This is a genomic window from Chamaesiphon polymorphus CCALA 037 (genome assembly GCF_003003845.1).
GTDB lineage: Bacteria > Cyanobacteriota > Cyanobacteriia > Cyanobacteriales > Chamaesiphonaceae > Chamaesiphon > Chamaesiphon polymorphus.
This window is the reverse complement of sequence record NZ_PVWO01000079.1, coordinates 1-16,410: the sequence shown is the minus strand read 5'-3', so window position 1 is coordinate 16,410 and position 16,410 is coordinate 1. Positions and strand designations below refer to the sequence as shown.

Below are 16,410 nucleotides of genomic sequence, written 5' to 3'. Positions count from 1 at the left end.
GTCGAAATTATTAATACTAATTTTGAAGAATGGGAGCCAGAAGATCGATCGTTCGATGCAATTTTGGCAGCAACTTCTTGGCATTGGGTAGCTCCAGAACACAAACATGCCAAAGCAGCATATCTACTCAAAGATCGCGGCGCGCTGATGTTATTTTGGAATAGTGCGATGCAACCACCCATCGACATTTTCGTGAGTTTGGCGGAAGTTATCGAGCGCGATCTACCGACTTTTGCCACCTTTAAAGACAGAGAAACCGAACTGAGAGAAACTAGAGTCTTTGCCACAGCCGCGATCGAATCGGGACTATTTTCTAATTTAATTGAAGAATACCGATTGAATGAAGTAGACTACTCGATCGATGATTATCTGCAACTTTTAACTACCTACTCACCCTGGATCGCACTCGCTCCAGAGCGCAGGCAGGAACTATTAGAGAGATTGCGAGTTTTACTAGCGCAAAATTGTGGCGAACGCATTCCACTGGCATATCTTTCGATTTTTCATATTGCCAGTAAGAGGTAGATGGGTGAACGCTTCTCCTGACGGAGCGACTGCAATCACCCGGAGGGATCGACGCGCGCTTTGGAGGAAACCTCCAAGTTAAGCGTGTCAAGACAAGACAGACGCTACGCTACGAGGAGCTTCAGCAACAGGGTGGATGGGTGGTACAGTTTACCCATCCACCCCTAACTCACTAAATCTAATCCGGAATTGTTAACCTAGAAGAGGTAGTTAAGATCGATCGCCATTAAAACTAGGAAAAAGCGATGAAAGAGGTTGTTGGTGAAATTAGAACCCACATTTTGATTCTGGTGGCACTAGTCGGGACGATGTGGGGACTGGAAATTCTCGATACATATGTTTTTCGTCACGGACTCGACACCTTGGGTATTTTACCCCGGCAGCCGATCGGGTTGCGGGGGATTTTATTTGCGCCATTCTTGCATGGTAGTTTCGGTCATTTAGCCGCCAATACATTTCCGTTCGTCATTCTAGGTTGGCTGATTATGGCGCAGAGTGTCTCCAACTTTGTCGTTGTCTCCGTTATCTGTGCGGTGCTGGGTGGTTTGGGAACGTGGTTGTTTGGTGCTAGAGGTTTACATATCGGTGCGAGTGGGGTAATTTTTGGGTACCTGGGGTTCCTGCTAGCGCGATATTATTTCGATCGCCGTTTCAGTTCTGGGCTGGTGGCTTTATTCGTCGGGACTACGTATGGGAGCGTGTTGTGGGGCGTTTTACCCTCAATGCCGGGGATTTCGTGGGAAGGACATTTATTCGGGTTTCTCAGTGGAATCTTCGCTGCTAGCTTCGTTAGCGATCGCTCTTAGTCATAACTCATCACTCCTCGCAAATATTAATATGCGATGGCAATTTAAGCAAAAGTAGTTCATTTAGCTGTTAAATCTCATACAAAAGTCCGATTTAATTCGATCGGAGTTCGGTCAAAATAAGTGAAAGTTGAAATATATATTTCAGCAGAATGATATTTTGCATCACCACTAAATCTTTTGTATGCATTCTCTAGAACCAGAAGAAGAAGATTTTTTATTGTGTCCGTCGCTCGAATGGGACGGACTGTATCTAGAAGAGACTTTCGGAGATCGACTGCGACTTTTTTATAATCGATTTAACAGCAGCACTCGCGCACTGTTAGATGATTCCCTGTTTCGGGAGATCGAAGATAATTCGCTAGTTATCAGCTTAGAGATATTATGCTCGAATCAGATTATTCACAAACGTCTGAGCCAAAAACATCAAAAAATTGGTAATGAAATTCGCTGGATTTGGCCGGATACAGTTACTCAGTTTGAGATCGGCACACAATCGCCTGATTGGTGCGGGCAAGTTTTTAAGTTGTAGTAGAAGTGGCGCAAACAGCGATCGACAGCGCAGCGGCTGCAAACCTTTACCTCTACTTGCCGCCTCATACCCACTGCTAAAGATTCGGATATCTACCCGATCGAGAGTCGCCCTGCCGCCTAAAATAAGGATAACGATCGAATATTAGGCTATGGATAACAATAACTGGCTGCAACAAATTTTAATGCTAGGTCTGGGCACGACGACACTAGTGGCCGATCGCGTCCGCGAAGTCAGCGAACAGTGGGTCAAAGAAGGTAAGATCGATTCCGACCAAGCAAAATCATTTGTTGATGACTTGATGGGGCAAATGAAGTTAGATCCGGCGAATTTTGAAGCCCAGATGCAACGCACGATCCGGAATACGATGCAAGATCTCGGCGTACCGCGTCAAGCCGAAATGGACGAACTGCGCGGACGCATCGATAGACTAGAACGTCAAGTCCGAGAATTGGAAAATAAATTATGGAAATAAGCTGACGGTCAATTATTGCCATAATTTGCAGTTATCGCTCCATTTCCTTTGCCACTAGCCGCTGATGACTATAATCAGATAGTGGTTCAAATCAAATTGAGTATGAAAGAAATTTTAGTCAGTTTAGGATTGATGCTCGGATGCGGTATCCTAATTCTAGTCTTTCAGTTTGCTGTGGGGAGACCAGATGCGACTGCCGAGCCAGCTCCCTTCAGCAGTATAGTTGCGACCATCGACCGATCTACCTCTAATCCCGCTAACTTAATTGCCATGGATAATAACGAAAATCAAGTGACAACTGCTTCGGGACTAAAATACGTGGAGATCGCCGAAGGGACTGGCGAAACCCCTGCCAAAGGTCAAACTGTATCGGTTCACTATACTGGTACGCTAGAGAATGGCAAGAAATTTGACAGCTCTCGCGATCGCAACCAAGCATTTGAATTTCAAATCGGTGAAGGTCAAGTCATCAAAGGTTGGGACGAAGGACTCAGCACCATGAAAGTTGGCGGTCGTCGCAAGCTGATTATTCCAGCCGAATTGGGATATGGCGCGCGCGGTGCGGGCGGCGTCATTCCCCCCAATGCTACCCTGATTTTTGATGTCGAACTACTCAAGGTCAAAGGATAACAGCACGATGCGATGATGATGGCGGCGGCGTGGGCTACCGCCATTACCCAAATCGACATTTGGGAACATCACCGATTAAATGATGGTCATGGAGAAAAGAGGATGCCCGAAACAACCCTATTCACCATGAGTCAATCACTTTCCCTATCTTGGTCCCAGCTTGAGGAAAACCTCCCTCGAACCAGAGTGCAAGTAGCTAAATTAGACAAATTACCGAACAATGAGCTGATTGTGCTCGCTCAGTCTGGACTGCGGACAGATCGAGCAGCTTTAGCCGAGCTAATGCGTCGGCATCAGTCCCATGTCGAGCGGATTTTGTACCACTTGGCTCCAGACTGGCAAGATCGAGCGGATCTAGCTCAGGAAGTATGGATTCGGGTTTACAAAAATATCAAAAGTCTCAACGAACCCGAAAAATTTCGCGGTTGGTTGAGTCGAATTGCGACCAATCTGTTTTATGACGAGTTGCGCAAACGCAAGCGCGTTGCTCCACCACTGTCTTTAGATGCACCGATTAATGTTGGTGACGGCACGATCGAGTGGGATATTGCTTCCGATACGCCCAATCCCTCCGAACATCTGAGTACGGTAGAGTTTTACGACCAATTGCGAGTAGCGATCGCCAAATTACCCGCAGCTTTTCGGACGACCATCGTCTTACGAGAAATCGACGGTTTGTCTTATGAAGAGATTGCGGAGGTAACAGGAGTTTCGATCGGCACAGTCAAATCGCGGATTGCTAGAGCCAGAGCGGGACTACAATCGCAGCTCACTGGATATTTTGAATCGTAACTAATTTTCCCTAACTGGGAATATTAGCAATATATTTAGATTTAGCAACTCTCGCTAAAATTAAAATTATTTTTAAGTTGGGACACACACAGGGTAATTTGAGGATCGGAACATGACAGACAACTTCGATGGGGAGCGATCTGGTGCTATTTTAGACGAACGCTTCGAGCTGCTAAGTGCCTATCTCGATGGTGAGGTGACGGCAACCGAACGACAACAAGTCGAAGCATGGTTAGCTACCGATCGCGCATTTCAACACCAGTATCGTCAGCTACAACAAATTAATCAGGCAATGCCGCGCCTGACGATACCTAGCAGCCAATCGGCAGATGCATTGGCAGCGGGAGTATTTGGTAAACTCGATCGTCAGCGCAATCGTAAATTCGCCTGGTTTGGTGGTGGCGCGATCGCCGCTACGCTCTTAGCCGCACTCACTGGATTGGGTGGTTTATTTGGCGGTAACGATCGGCAATTCCAGTTTGCGAATAACAAAGCCAATACTCCAGCACCACTAATGCTGGCACTAAACGACCCCATTCTCTCTATTCCCGCCAAAGGCGAGAATGCGATCGAACTGCCAATGTCTTCGCCAGAAGTCAATGCAGACTAAAATTCCAGAGCGGATCGATCGATCTCACTCACCATAAGTACGGTATCCACGAACGAGGATATCGTACTTATTTTTGGGTGAAATTGCTAGAGTCGCATTTCTACTAAGAGTTGCTCTAGCTGTTTAGTTAATTTCCAATCGCTTTAACATCGCAGCACGCGCTCGATCGGCTAAACTGTCATCTAGCGGAGCGAGATCGATTTCGGTTTGATACTTATTTTGGAGAGCGGTTTTAATCATCCAGTCGGCGATGAAAGGGTTCTTGGGAATCAGTGGCCCGTGGGAGTAGGTTGCGATCGCATTGTGATAAAACGCACCTTCTGTGCCATCGGTGGCATTATTGCCATAGCCTTTAACTACTTTGCCTAAAGCTTCGGCATTGGGGCCGAGAAAGGTTCTACCGCCGTGGTTTTCAAAGCCAACGATCAGCGGTTTTTGCCCGCCTAGCAGCTCGGTAAGTTCGGCGGCGAGTCTTTTGGCGGTAATTTCAAATACCACGTTGCCAATGCACCGCTGGGTGTCGATCCCTGGATGTTTAGTTTCGAGATCGATGATGTTCATGCCTTCGATTTTTTCGCCCAATCCTGGCTCGTAAAATTTACCTAGCAGTTGGGGCGAACCGCAGGTAAATACGCCGGGTGCGCCTGCATCTAGTTTAGCTTTGATGGCGGCTGCTTTGGCACCAGCTAGGTCGCGCATGACGATCTCTTGTTGGCGATCTTGGGCACCGCCACCTGCCATAATATCAACTTGATGAATCAGATCGGGTTCGGAATCGCGATCGTATGGGACGACTTCGACGTTAATTCCTCGCCATTGAGCGCGTTGTTGAATGGCGATGACGTTCCCGCGATCGCCGTAAGTACTCATCAGGGTAGGATAGAGCCAGCCAATTTTTAGTTCTAAAGTTTGAGTCATGTGGGGACGGGGATACGGGCTTGTACTGAGCGAAGTCGAAGTGGAGACGGGGAGACGCTTGCTTCCTAAAGCCTAAAGCCTAAAGCCTAAAGCCTAAAGCCTAAAGCCTAAAGCCTAACCACCATATTATTTTATTTAGACACGAGCACAAAACCTCTGGTTTTACCAGAATCGGTATCCATGGTTTTAATTGCTTGCCATAAATCGACTGTTTTGACCCAGACTGGGGGATATTTATAGCGAGAAACATCTAAAATTAGAAAGCGATCGGTACGTTGATTGTAAGCGGCAATGGGTGAAATATGACCGCCACGTTCTTGGCCGATCGTTTTGCGTAAGTAATTAACGATCGCGAAATTATCTCGTTTTGCTAGATTTTGCACTAAAAGCGATCGAAATTGTGCTAAATCGACGTCGGAGCCATAGTACACCGTAACTTTTGCTCCATGACTGGTTAATAAACCGCCTAACTGTGCTAATGTCATCCCCTGTTTGGAAACTAGCTCTGGAGAAATAACTTTTTTGCTTTCTTCTCGATCGAAAAAGTTATCCTGAGTAAATACCCGAAAAGGTTTATATTGAGCCGATTCTGGAGCGGGTAATCCCAAGGCATTTAATACCATCACACTACTTGCGACCCCACAATAAGCCTGATTGACTTGAGTGACAAATTGATTGCTCAACAGAAAATAATCTTGTTTTGCTTGGCTCTCTACTAAAAGTTGTTCGCCATCACTAGAGCTAAACGGAATCAGTTGGGGCGATAGTGGTAGTGTTTGCGCGAGTATTTTAGGATTATTTAGAGATAAGGTAAATAATGCCAAAACCCAGAAAAATTTATGTTTCATTGCATTTCTCATCTCGACTGATTCTCGATTGCCTTTGTTAATATGCTAATCTTTTATCCTGCCGCAGTTAGCACAGAAAGATGCTTTTGGAGTGCGAAGCAAATGTCCACAAGTTGGGCACTCATTACCATATTGTGAAAGTTGATGGTGCTCTAATGCATTAATGTTTGTCTCCCGAAAGCCAGTTATCTCATAATACAGATCGAAAGCTCGATCGCGAACTGCACTAATAGCTTCTTTTAATGATGCACCAGTAGCTATTTTATGAGTATTAATGCGATCTATATCAAATCTAATAAATGGATACACTCTCTCCCATTCTTCATCTGTAAGCATAGGAATTGGAATCTTACATCGCCAGCAATAGTAAGTCTTTGGCATACAAATTAATTATTTGTGTATGGTGGGCACTGTCCACCAACTAAGTTTCAGATATTATGTCGCTAATAATTAATTGCACTTCCCATTTATGACTATGGCAAGTATTTGTAAAGAGCTAATAATCCTCCGCCTACAAAAGCTACTGTTATGCCCGTAATTATTGGCTGAATTACGGAGCCTTTATTATCTAAAGCTTTAATGTCACCTTCGATTTTAACTTGACCGAGTTTAAGTTCTGTAATGTCTGCTTGCATTCGATCCATTTTCTGGTCTAGTTTGTCGAGTATCTCTTTGAGATCTGTTTCGATCGTTATAGACATAGTGTTATCCTAATGCTAGTTATCATTGAATTTATACTAATGTCACTTAGTATAATCTCCTTATTTTAGCGCGTTCTTAGATAAGACGGACGCGCTAATTTTTCTCTGGAGATTGTGACAGGCTTGATGCGACTAGAGAATTTTCTTCCCTGTAAGAATTTCCCGAACATCTAGCATGGCAGAATAGGTAGGAATAATATGGAGCGTTTCCGTAGTTGCGGTGAGTTCTAAGGCGGTATCGATCGCGTCTTTAAGATCTTCTTTGACGATAATTTTGCAACCTTTATCTCGATCGATCTTGCTGTATTCTAATCGCAATGCCATATCATAAACTCGATCGCCACTAACGACGATCGTCCCGCCAGAGTTGACAAATTTTTCGGTATCGACATCCCAAATCCACGAGACATCGGTACCGTCGGGAGTGCGATCGTTGAGTACCATCAGACTGACAGCTTCATTACCCGCTTGCTTAACTTGAGAGACAGCGCGGATGGTTTCGTTCATACTGGCGGGATTTTTGGTTAACAAAATCCGCACTTTTTTACCGTTATATACTAGTTCTTCCGATCGACCGAAGGCAGCTTGGAAGTTAGTAATTGTATCGAGAATTACTTGCGTACTAATCCCGATCGATTCCATCACAGTAATGGCAGCGAGAGTATTATATTTGTTGTATACACCGATCAATACTTGGGGCCATTGTTTGCTATCGATCGAGAGTTTACTTTTGGTAAAATCACATTTGGGGCAATCAAAATCGCCTTGGTGAGAAAGATACACGCCCTTATATTCAAGTGCAGTTCCACAGCTAGGACAATAAATCGAGTCTACAGCGTGAGGAATTTCATCTAGATATAATTCTGGTTCGCTCAATCCAAAATATTTAACTTGTTTGGGTTTAGCTCCAGCGGCTAATTGTTGTCCCAAGTGAGCCAGAGCCGGATCGTCGCCATTGGTAACGAGAATTGTATCGCCATCTAATTCGGCAATTGCTTTACCCCAGCGGTAAGTAATCGTATCGACTTCGCCATATCGATCGAGTTGATCGCGAAATAAATTGAGCGCGAGGACGTATTTTGGTTTGAGTTGGGGGATTACGATCGGAATTACGTTTTCATCTACTTCCAGAATCCCATAGTCGGCTTTGAGTTTGCCTGTCAGACTCGTGTTTTCGAGTAATGTAGTAATCAAACCATTAACGAGATTGGCTCCGGCTTCATTATGGACTACTTTCCAACCATCTTTTTCTAAAATATCTCGCAGCAATAATGATGTGGTAGTTTTACCATTTGTCCCGGCGACAACTATTACCCCATATTTAATCTGTTGAGACAGCATTGTTAAAATCTGCGGATGTAGCCGTTTGCCAATCGTTCCAGGCAACACGCTCGCAGCACCTAGTTTGAAGGTGCGAATTGTGGAGGTAATTGTCTTGGCTGCAAACACTGCAATTCCCAATCTAATTCGATCTAATAAATTTATCTGCACCGGAACGAGGGGGTAGAGGGTAGAGGGTGGCTATTATATCAATACTTGGGGACGAGTATTCGTACATGTTGCGGCAGAAACGATCGACAAGGCGACAATTGGTGCGGTGATGGTGCGCAGAATCTGCCGTCCGAGGGATACTAGTTGAAAGTCATACTCGATCGCCCGATCGAGTTCGTCAGGAGTCCATCCGCCTTCTGGGCCGATCGCGATGGTAATCTGAGTGGTAATTGGTGTGGTGGTAGATTGCAGGCATTCTAGCAGATGGGGTCGATCGCCTCTAGCTTCGCACCAGTAGCGGTTCGCGTTGCTGGCAGATAGTTGGCTAAAAATGGTCTGTAAAGTTTGTGGTTCCTCAATTGTGGGGATAGTAAGGCGTTCCGATTGTTCGGCGGCTTCTTGGGCAATTTTACGCCATCTCTGGAGCTTTTGCGGGCTGGGCACCAGGAGAGTGCGATCGCTAATTGCTGGATAGATGGTGGTGACGCCGAGTTCGGTGCAAGCGCGCACGATATCGTCGAAATTATTGCCTTTGGGGAGCGCACAGATCAGATTAATGGTGGGAGGAAGTTCCCGATTAGCGATCGGATCGAGTTCGCTATTAAATGTGCTAATTATCCGTGCATTTCCAGAGCTGGAATGTTGTTGAGAACGATCGATCTCAAGTTCGGCAAGATAGAGTTTTCCAGTACCATCAATGGCTTGAAATTGGGCACCATTTGGAAGGCGAATGACGCGAGTCAAATAGTGGCATTGCTCTGGCGTCAGTGCGATATAGTTATCGTGAATTTGGGGAGGAGCGATGGCGATACGTTGCAAGGTATTTAGGCTTAATTACCGATTGACTACAGTATGTTTTGCGTGTAGGATATATGTGTGCTACTTAGATCGAATGATGGGGAATACTAGCAAGTATGACTCGAAATGTACAATCATCGCGTTCTGGTAAATAAATGCTTGTATCTACCACCAATATAGATCGATGCTATCAGTTATTAGGAATCTGTCGAGGAGCTACGCTCGACGAACTAAAAGCTGCTTATCGATCGCTAGCCCGTAAATGGCATCCCGATCTCAATCCTGGGGATTTGGAAGCACATCAACGCTTCATCACGCTCAATCAGGCTTACCAACTTTTACTAGTCGGGATTGCCAATCCCACAGAGAATCAGCCCAATTCGACCGGATCTACACAAACAAATTCTCAACAACCAACTACTCCAAATCCAAACGTTAGAGTCACTACTCCTCAATCTCAGCAGCGATCGGCTACAAACGATCGATCGGGTAAAAATGAGTCTGAATTAAAATGGCAACTATATTATGAATTGCAATCGCTATTAAAGCAACAACAATTTTTAAAAGCGATCGTTTTAATTGAGGGTTTGGCTCATCACGAGCCACACGATCGACAAGTTTGTCAATGGCAAGGAATTATCTATTCTCAATACGGGCATCAATTAATACAGCGTAGAGAGTTTGATAAAGCGCGTATTTATCTAAAGAAAGCTCTCAAAGTCGATCCGCACAATCGCCAATTATGGCAAGAAGTCGATCGAGCCTTCAATCGCATCACTCAGTTGAGTTAGGAGTTGCGAGTTGGGAGTGGGGACGCAAGCGTCTATATAAACTCTCAACTCTCTCTACCTCTCGATCCTGACAAAACACCCAACACCCAACACCCAACTCTTACTCTACCTTTCAAGACTGACAAACCCAGCCTTTTCCAACAAACTTTGTCCTTGCTTGGTTTTTAGTAAATTGGCATAAGCTTCGCCAGCTTTTCGTCGATTGAGATCCGTAGTGTCGATAATCACATAAATTTGGCGAGTAAGGGGATATTCTTGACTTTTAATTACTTTTGTCTCTAACTTATTGCGTTGTCCTTTGTTGCAATCAGCAGGAGATTGTAATGGTTCTTGATATGGCTTTACTAAATTATCTCCCGTTTTACCGATCGCCAAGGGTTTGGTATTGCAAGAATCAACGATAACTTCCTTAGCAGCACCAAAGTAAATCCCTCCAGGATTCCTAGCAACTTGCTGTAAGCCTTGAGTCGTATTTCCAACAGTTTGAAATTGCCATTTATCCTCTTTTTTCAATACTAAATCTTTAAATGAAGAAACTGTCCCACCCGTATTTTCTGCGCGAGAAAAGGCTGCGATCGGAATATTTTGACCGCCAACTTGACTCCAATTAGTAACTTTTCCTGTATAAATATCTCGTAATTGGTCTATTGTTAATCCGGTAAGTTGAAGTTGAGGATTGACAACTACGCTTAGGGCATCGTAGGCTACAGCTTCTTGCTTGAGTTGATTGGCCTTGACGCGCTCGTCATCTTTGTATTTAGATTTATCTAAAGAGATCGAAGATTGTGCGAAATCGATATCACCTTCGAGCAGCCAACAAATCCCAGAATTAGAACCAGGTTTGCTGTCACATTTACCATTTTTAGTCGATTTAAAATCGGGAGAGCTGGCGTCTGTATATACAATATCGAATTGAGGATGTACGCCTCTAATTGCAGCATCGATCGAAGATTGCAACTGTCGAGTCGTTGCCCAAGTCGTACTTCCTCCAAACTTAAATACCCCCTGCGGCACATCTTTAATTGCGGTAAAAGATTCACCCGTATTGTTACTACTAATTCCTGAGACTAACGAGTTTCTATTACCGAAAAGATACATTGCCAAAGCAGGTACTAACAGCAATAGAGCGGCTAATACTACTAACATTGGCAGCAATTTTTTGGATAGGGATAGTCTCTGCAAAGCTAAAGGAGCTGCTAGTGGTGCCAGATTGGATCCCTGTGGCTGTTGTCTCTCGAAGATAGTGGGAGGTAGGGGTGGTTGATAACTGATGTTCTGACGAGTAATCGTTGGCGATAAGGCCGCAATTTCTCTAAAAATGGTTGCTGTAGTATCGGGACGTTGGTGAGGATCTTCTTGCATCAACCGATCGATGAGATTCAAGAAGTTGTCAGAGACATTTGTAGTCTTGTCTCGCCAGATTAACAGATTGCGATATGAATCGTGAAGCTCGACTGGCTCTTTAGCCGTGAGTAGATAAACAAAGGTGCGTCCCAAAGAGAAGAAGTCCGACTGAGCGGAAGTCTCACCCTGCTCCTGCTCTGGAGCTGCATATCCGGGCGTAAAAATCCGCGTCTTTTGTCCGCTTACTGTAGTTACTGCTGCTTGTTTGGCTGCACCAAAATCGATCGCGACTAATTGTCCGTCGGGTTGGAGAATGATATTGCTCGGCTTAATATCGCGGTGAAAAATGCCGCGATGGTGAATTTCTTGAAGGATCTGTGTCAACTGCGAGAGCCAACCGATCGCGGTTTTTTGGTCGATCGGTCGCTTCATAACTTTGATATACTCTTCTAGATCCATCCCAAAGATCCGCTCCATCACTAGGCAATGTAGAGCTGTCTGGGAGCCATTGGGAGAGTATAAAAAGAAATCTTCGACTAGGGGAATACCTGCAATCCCTTCACCAGCGAGACTTTCCAGTACCCGATATTCTCGATCGAATAATTCGATCGCTTTGGTATTATTACTTTTTAGGACTTTTAAGACTTTAGGAACCCCGCGCTCGGTAACTTCATAAGTATCCCCAAAGCCACCTTTGTTGCTCATTAATTTGGCAACGCGATATTTACCTGCTAGGAGCAGTTCTGAGCCACAGTTTTGACAAAAGAGCATTCGCTCGGAGTTTTCTGTCCGCGAACACTGAGGATTGATACACAGACTCATGCAACCTTAGCTCGATCTACGCAGGTATTGATATACTCTTATTGTATCGTTTCGGCTAGTTTATGCGATCGGCTATATGTCTGGATGCGATCGATTAGCTTCAGCTATTTACGCGATTCGAGCGTTTGCTATATCTATTTTAATTTTTCAATAATCTTTTTAATTGTTGCCTCACCTAAGCCACCGATCTCTGCATTAAAGATAGTTTCCCAGTTATCAAATTGCCGATCTACTTGAGTGTTACGTTTATCAATTATATTATGGGCTAGTTTTTTACCATTAGATATTGTCGATTGCTTCATTTTTAGAATGAGCTGTTCTTCAGTCAGCGTATTAATTAAATAGAGTGTGTTATCCAGTTGAGTGACATTTGTCATCTGTTCGCACCACGCTCGAAAATCTAATATTTTCTTATTAATGCCAGTAATTTTAACTTTTTCAGTAGGTTGAAGTTTGTCTAGCACTACCTTGTGGTCGGCCAACTGAGCTAGAATTAGTTGTAATTGTTGCGATATAACTGATGGATCTATTTGCTCAGATTGCTTATTTTTAAGCATTTCCAAAGCTTTTTCTTGTCGATCGAGTCTATCTAAAATCGGTTTTACGTGCGATGCAATAGTAACTGACACCTCTAATGTCAAATTATCTATCGATGGATTAGGTTCAATTAAGTTAGCAGTGCTTGGAATAGCCGAACTTTGTTTTCTTGATATTAGATGATTATCGCAGATAGAAAGCTGTTCTATCGCTGAATTCTGTACCTTTTCAGGAATTACAAAAGCATTTACCTCTTCTGCTTGGATTGGATTTTTTTCTCTGGCTCTGACAGCAGCATAGTATTCTAAGTGTCCTTCAATAACAGCGAACTTTTCATTACCAGCATTTTGGACGATTAATGGACGAATTAGTGCATCAGTCTCTAGAATGGAATCTGCTAATTTTTCAATTTCCGATTCTTTAAAATTAGATTTCGGCTGACTAGATTCAATACTTTGAATTTCAATAAAGTAACACTTAATCATTGTTATAATTTGACTTTATTCAAAATTTCGTTTGCCAAGACTTCAAATTCAAGGGCGGATGTTTGGGACGTACTATTATGTGTATCGGCATATTTAAAGATTGACTGTGGATTGGGATATTCAATATCGCCAACGACGATCGTTTGATTAAAACATGCAGATAAGGCAGTTCGATCGTAAATTACGGATTCTATCAGTGGCAGTTCATATCGTTCGCTAATTACAGCTCTTTGCTTAGGAAAACTATATTTGAGATATTGAGCATTTGTAGATATTTTAGAGGCTAATACTCCCAATAATTCTAGCGGTTGCCTCCCAAAAGTCTCTCTGTTCTCATTAATAGTTTTAATAAATTCTTTAACTGTTGGCAGTCCTTGATTTGCAAATGGCTTAAGATCGGATGGGATAACTAAATAGTCAGCAGTAATGAGAGCTGCCTCTGCATATATATCACGAGAAGGCGGAGTATCTATAATTACAAAATCGTAACTATTTTCAATTCGCTTCAGTTTTGCCAATAGCCTGTTACGACTTGCCATTTTTGTCGTCAGGAATTCTTGATATTTGATGAGATCTATATGTGCGGGAAGTACGTCAATTTCTGGCTCGTTAAAATACGATGACTTACGAACTAGCTCTTCGATAAAATCTCGATCGCTACTAGCAATTGCATGATAAACGTTCCGATCTCGGATATCATCATCTTCTTCAAATTGAAATTTAATTAAACCAGTAGCAAACGTAGTATTTGCCTGACCGTCAATATCGATTAATAAAGTTCGATAACCTTTGCGACTGAAGGCTGCGGCGAGATTGGTAGAAACGGTAGTTTTACCGACCCCACCTTTATTATGGTAGATAGCAATAGTTTTCATCGACGATATTTTGCGAGCGGAAGTAGGAAAAATTTCCGTTTGGGGTAATGATAACCGATCTTTGAGTCTTTGTTGAAGAAAATCGCGCCCGATTAATTGAATTAGCTCGGGTAATCGATCGCCAATATCCTTTACCGCGCAGCGAAAAATGAGCCGAGCCGAGCCAGCTACCTGCTGATAAATTCTTAGCTCTTTACCATTTGTCAATAATCCGTAAGCAATATTTAAACTAGTTAAATAACTTTGAATTTGATAAACGTGCTTGTCTAAATTCTTCCGAGGATGCTTGGCTTCGATGACTAAACCTAGCGGAGATCGATCGTCAGATTTTAATGGTAATTTTTGGGTGAAAGCCAGAAAGTCCAGTCGAATTTTCCCAAATCTTACTTCCTGATGCCATGTGTCGGGAGAGTAGCCTAGTTTTGGCAGTAAGTAGCCAACTATAAGTTTACTTTCGACTTCGCTTTCATTCCGACATAGTTCGGGATCGAAACTCAATATTAACCTCTAAATTTGCTGGTAACTTTGGTATTAAGATACCGCGTTATAACCGATAAAACATGAACTTTTTAGCTGGTAATTCCACGAATCATATATCCTGTCACTACACCGATCGCGAGAACGCCAGCCTTGCCAGAGTGGAGAAACTCTGTCCAACTAGTTTGGACGTTGGTCATTAGATCTACATTCTGAAACTGTTGAGCGAGAATTAGTCCATGGCTAAAAGTATCGAGATTGCAGTGGAGATTAGCGACAAGATCGCTCGGCATAGTAAGTATAGTAATTAGCATAGATTTAATAAGTGCTGAAACTATACTCATTATGCCCGCAAGGATTGTCGGATCGATCGTCGTTAGGGATTCTGCACGCTGCTATTGGCGGGAGTCGGCATCAAGACAATATTACGAGCGGGATCGCCGAAGTATGCTGGCTCGCGATCGTGTTTGGTAACCACTAGCGGCGTCGGTGTCACAGTTCCCCACTCTTTGAGCAGCGATTGCAACAGCGTATCCTGCTGTTGGCGGAGTTTGGCGATTTGAGAACCTTTATTTACAATGACAAACCAGACTAACCCACGATCGCGAGTTGGCAACACGCCACCCAAAGCACTAACCTCATTGAGGGTACCCGTTTTCATTGTCGTCCCCACAGGCAAATGTCGATCTTTGAGGGTACCGACAGATTCGGCTCCCGCCACGGGAAAGATATCGGCAAGATTCAGGTTTGCAGGTTGGAGCGTTTGGTGGAGAGTGCGAAAAATTTGACACACCGCGCGGGGAGACAGACGGTTTTGCACTCCCAAACCGGAACCATTAATTAGTTGAATCTCTGCTGGGGGAAATTTGGCCGTAGTCGAGACAATTTTCATCACTTGCTCTGCACCACCAACGCTATCGGCCAGAATTTGCGCAATTTCGTTGTTACTATAAATATTCATCTGCCGCAAGATCTCGATCGGCGATAACGAGCGATGGCGGATTAAGGGAGTAACTACGCTTGGCTCTTCGCTAGCAACCATCACCGTACCAGCGATTTTGACTTGGGGCAGTTTGGTGGTGGTAGTTGCCGTTGGTGCGGTGGGAAGTTTGACGATATTTACATCTTTAAATTCGGTATTGAGTAATGCTGGGGGCAGATTAATTCCGGTGAAAGCTTGTTTGAGTAATTCTCCGGCTTTTTGCGGATCGGCTTTATAGTTCATGTGGAATTTATCGACCACAATTAAATTGCCGCTGACTCGATCGATCCCCAGTTTATTTAAACTTTGAGCCAGTGCGATCGCATCTTCCCAGACAAATAATGGATCGCCGCCGCCGCGCACGATCAGATCGCCTGTTAATGTACCCTGACTAATTTTGCCATTGGCACTGACGATCGTGTCGAGCTTTTTATCCAATCCCCAAGTGGTAATTACGGCCAGAGAGGTGGCTGCTTTGGTCAGGGAAGCCGATGGAACGGGAATCTTACCATTACGATCGATTAATAGATTACCGTTGGTCTGAAGCCAAACTGCTTGCTGTTTGGGATCTAAACCTTGAGCCTTGAGGGTTTGGAGATACCCTTCGATCGTTTTTTCGACTTTTGGTTCTACTGGGGTAGGCGCATCGAGCCACGATAACCCCTGCCAGCTAACAGCTTGAGCGGGATATCCCGGCGGCATATTCACACCAGCCAGGTTCAACCACATCCCCGCTAATCCAGAAGAAACTAATTGCAGCATATAAATCGGTAAACGGTTGAAATTGCAAGATGGATGCGATCGAGTGGGTAAAAGCTGAAGCTAATGGCAAGATCGAAGAGACTTTTTCGCCACAGCGCATCTTCAATCTTGGATCTTAATCGATCTCGGAGATCTCCCTAGCTAGCGTCTGCAAAATTATTTTGGAGATCTCACCTCTTGCACGATCGATCGAGAGTAATAGTCAATTA

19 protein-coding genes are annotated in these 16,410 nt (G+C 44.0%); 8 read left to right on the top strand and 11 right to left on the bottom strand.

Annotation, left to right across the window (positions count from 1 at the left end; genetic code table 11):
- From C7B77_RS29785 to C7B77_RS08650, 7 genes are all read left to right on the top strand, one after another.
- Nucleotides 1-525 (top strand): class I SAM-dependent methyltransferase (locus tag C7B77_RS29785; protein WP_106302902.1); only part of this gene is annotated, 525 nt, incomplete at its 5' end.
- A gap of 245 nt (nt 526-770) precedes the next feature.
- Nucleotides 771-1,331 (top strand): rhomboid family intramembrane serine protease, encoded by a 561-nt coding sequence (locus tag C7B77_RS08675; protein ID WP_106302899.1) that lies wholly within the window; start codon nt 771-773, stop codon nt 1,329-1,331.
- A 184-nt stretch (nt 1,332-1,515) separates the two neighbouring features.
- Nucleotides 1,516-1,863: a hypothetical protein gene (locus tag C7B77_RS08670; protein ID WP_106302896.1), complete on the top strand. Its 348-nt coding sequence runs from the start codon at nt 1,516-1,518 to the stop codon at nt 1,861-1,863.
- A gap of 151 nt (nt 1,864-2,014) precedes the next feature.
- Nucleotides 2,015-2,338: a phasin family protein gene (locus tag C7B77_RS08665; RefSeq protein WP_015157584.1), complete on the top strand. Its 324-nt coding sequence runs from the start codon at nt 2,015-2,017 to the stop codon at nt 2,336-2,338.
- 102 nt (nt 2,339-2,440) lie between these two features.
- A complete protein-coding gene (locus C7B77_RS08660) occupies nt 2,441-2,968 on the top strand; it encodes an FKBP-type peptidyl-prolyl cis-trans isomerase (RefSeq protein WP_106302893.1) in 528 nt (175 codons plus the stop codon).
- Nucleotides 2,969-3,094: 126 nt separating this feature from the next.
- The gene (locus C7B77_RS08655) at nt 3,095-3,760 is read left to right on the top strand and encodes a sigma-70 family RNA polymerase sigma factor (RefSeq protein WP_106302907.1); all 666 of its coding nucleotides are present in this window, start codon (nt 3,095-3,097) and stop codon (nt 3,758-3,760) included.
- 112 nt (nt 3,761-3,872) lie between these two features.
- Nucleotides 3,873-4,370: an anti-sigma factor family protein gene (locus C7B77_RS08650; protein ID WP_106302890.1), complete on the top strand. Its 498-nt coding sequence runs from the start codon at nt 3,873-3,875 to the stop codon at nt 4,368-4,370.
- 123 nt (nt 4,371-4,493) lie between these two features.
- Here the strand turns inward: C7B77_RS08650 and C7B77_RS08645 are convergent, their stop codons facing one another.
- The 6 genes from C7B77_RS08645 to C7B77_RS08620 form a co-directional block, all read right to left on the bottom strand.
- Complete coding sequence (locus C7B77_RS08645) at nt 4,494-5,288, bottom strand: type 1 glutamine amidotransferase (protein WP_106302887.1); 795 nt, start codon at nt 5,286-5,288, stop codon at nt 4,494-4,496.
- 131 nt (nt 5,289-5,419) lie between these two features.
- Nucleotides 5,420-6,136 (bottom strand): phytochelatin synthase family protein, encoded by a 717-nt coding sequence (locus tag C7B77_RS08640; protein ID WP_106302884.1) that lies wholly within the window; start codon nt 6,134-6,136, stop codon nt 5,420-5,422.
- A gap of 45 nt (nt 6,137-6,181) precedes the next feature.
- Complete coding sequence (locus tag C7B77_RS08635) at nt 6,182-6,472, bottom strand: hypothetical protein (protein ID WP_106302881.1); 291 nt, start codon at nt 6,470-6,472, stop codon at nt 6,182-6,184.
- Nucleotides 6,473-6,609: 137 nt separating this feature from the next.
- Nucleotides 6,610-6,837, bottom strand: coding sequence for a hypothetical protein (locus C7B77_RS08630; protein WP_106302878.1), 228 nt, complete (start codon nt 6,835-6,837; stop codon nt 6,610-6,612).
- 132 nt (nt 6,838-6,969) lie between these two features.
- Nucleotides 6,970-8,322 (bottom strand): Mur ligase family protein, encoded by a 1,353-nt coding sequence (locus C7B77_RS08625; RefSeq protein ID WP_106302905.1) that lies wholly within the window; start codon nt 8,320-8,322, stop codon nt 6,970-6,972.
- A gap of 39 nt (nt 8,323-8,361) precedes the next feature.
- Nucleotides 8,362-9,147, bottom strand: coding sequence for a 16S rRNA (uracil(1498)-N(3))-methyltransferase (locus tag C7B77_RS08620; protein WP_106302875.1), 786 nt, complete (start codon nt 9,145-9,147; stop codon nt 8,362-8,364).
- A 134-nt stretch (nt 9,148-9,281) separates the two neighbouring features.
- Here C7B77_RS08620 and C7B77_RS08615 point away from each other — a divergent pair, with 134 nt between their 5' ends.
- Nucleotides 9,282-9,917, top strand: coding sequence for a J domain-containing protein (locus tag C7B77_RS08615; protein WP_106302872.1), 636 nt, complete (start codon nt 9,282-9,284; stop codon nt 9,915-9,917).
- A gap of 105 nt (nt 9,918-10,022) precedes the next feature.
- Here C7B77_RS08615 and C7B77_RS08610 read toward each other — a convergent pair whose 3' ends face one another.
- The 5 genes from C7B77_RS08610 to C7B77_RS08590 all read right to left on the bottom strand — a co-directional run bounded on the left by C7B77_RS08610 (nt 10,023) and on the right by C7B77_RS08590 (nt 16,201).
- On the bottom strand, nt 10,023-12,083 hold the full coding sequence (locus C7B77_RS08610; protein ID WP_106302869.1) for a serine/threonine-protein kinase: 2,061 nt from the start codon (nt 12,081-12,083) through the stop codon (nt 10,023-10,025).
- 134 nt (nt 12,084-12,217) lie between these two features.
- The gene (locus tag C7B77_RS08605) at nt 12,218-13,105 is read right to left on the bottom strand and encodes a ParB N-terminal domain-containing protein (protein WP_106302866.1); all 888 of its coding nucleotides are present in this window, start codon (nt 13,103-13,105) and stop codon (nt 12,218-12,220) included.
- Nucleotides 13,106-13,107: 2 nt separating this feature from the next.
- Nucleotides 13,108-14,478 (bottom strand): AAA family ATPase, encoded by a 1,371-nt coding sequence (locus C7B77_RS08600; protein ID WP_106302863.1) that lies wholly within the window; start codon nt 14,476-14,478, stop codon nt 13,108-13,110.
- A 71-nt stretch (nt 14,479-14,549) separates the two neighbouring features.
- A complete protein-coding gene (locus tag C7B77_RS08595; protein WP_146138243.1) occupies nt 14,550-14,771 on the bottom strand; it encodes a hypothetical protein in 222 nt (73 codons plus the stop codon).
- A gap of 62 nt (nt 14,772-14,833) precedes the next feature.
- Nucleotides 14,834-16,201: a D-alanyl-D-alanine carboxypeptidase gene (locus C7B77_RS08590; RefSeq protein WP_106302857.1), complete on the bottom strand. Its 1,368-nt coding sequence runs from the start codon at nt 16,199-16,201 to the stop codon at nt 14,834-14,836.
- Nucleotides 16,202-16,410: the final 209 nt, after the last annotated feature.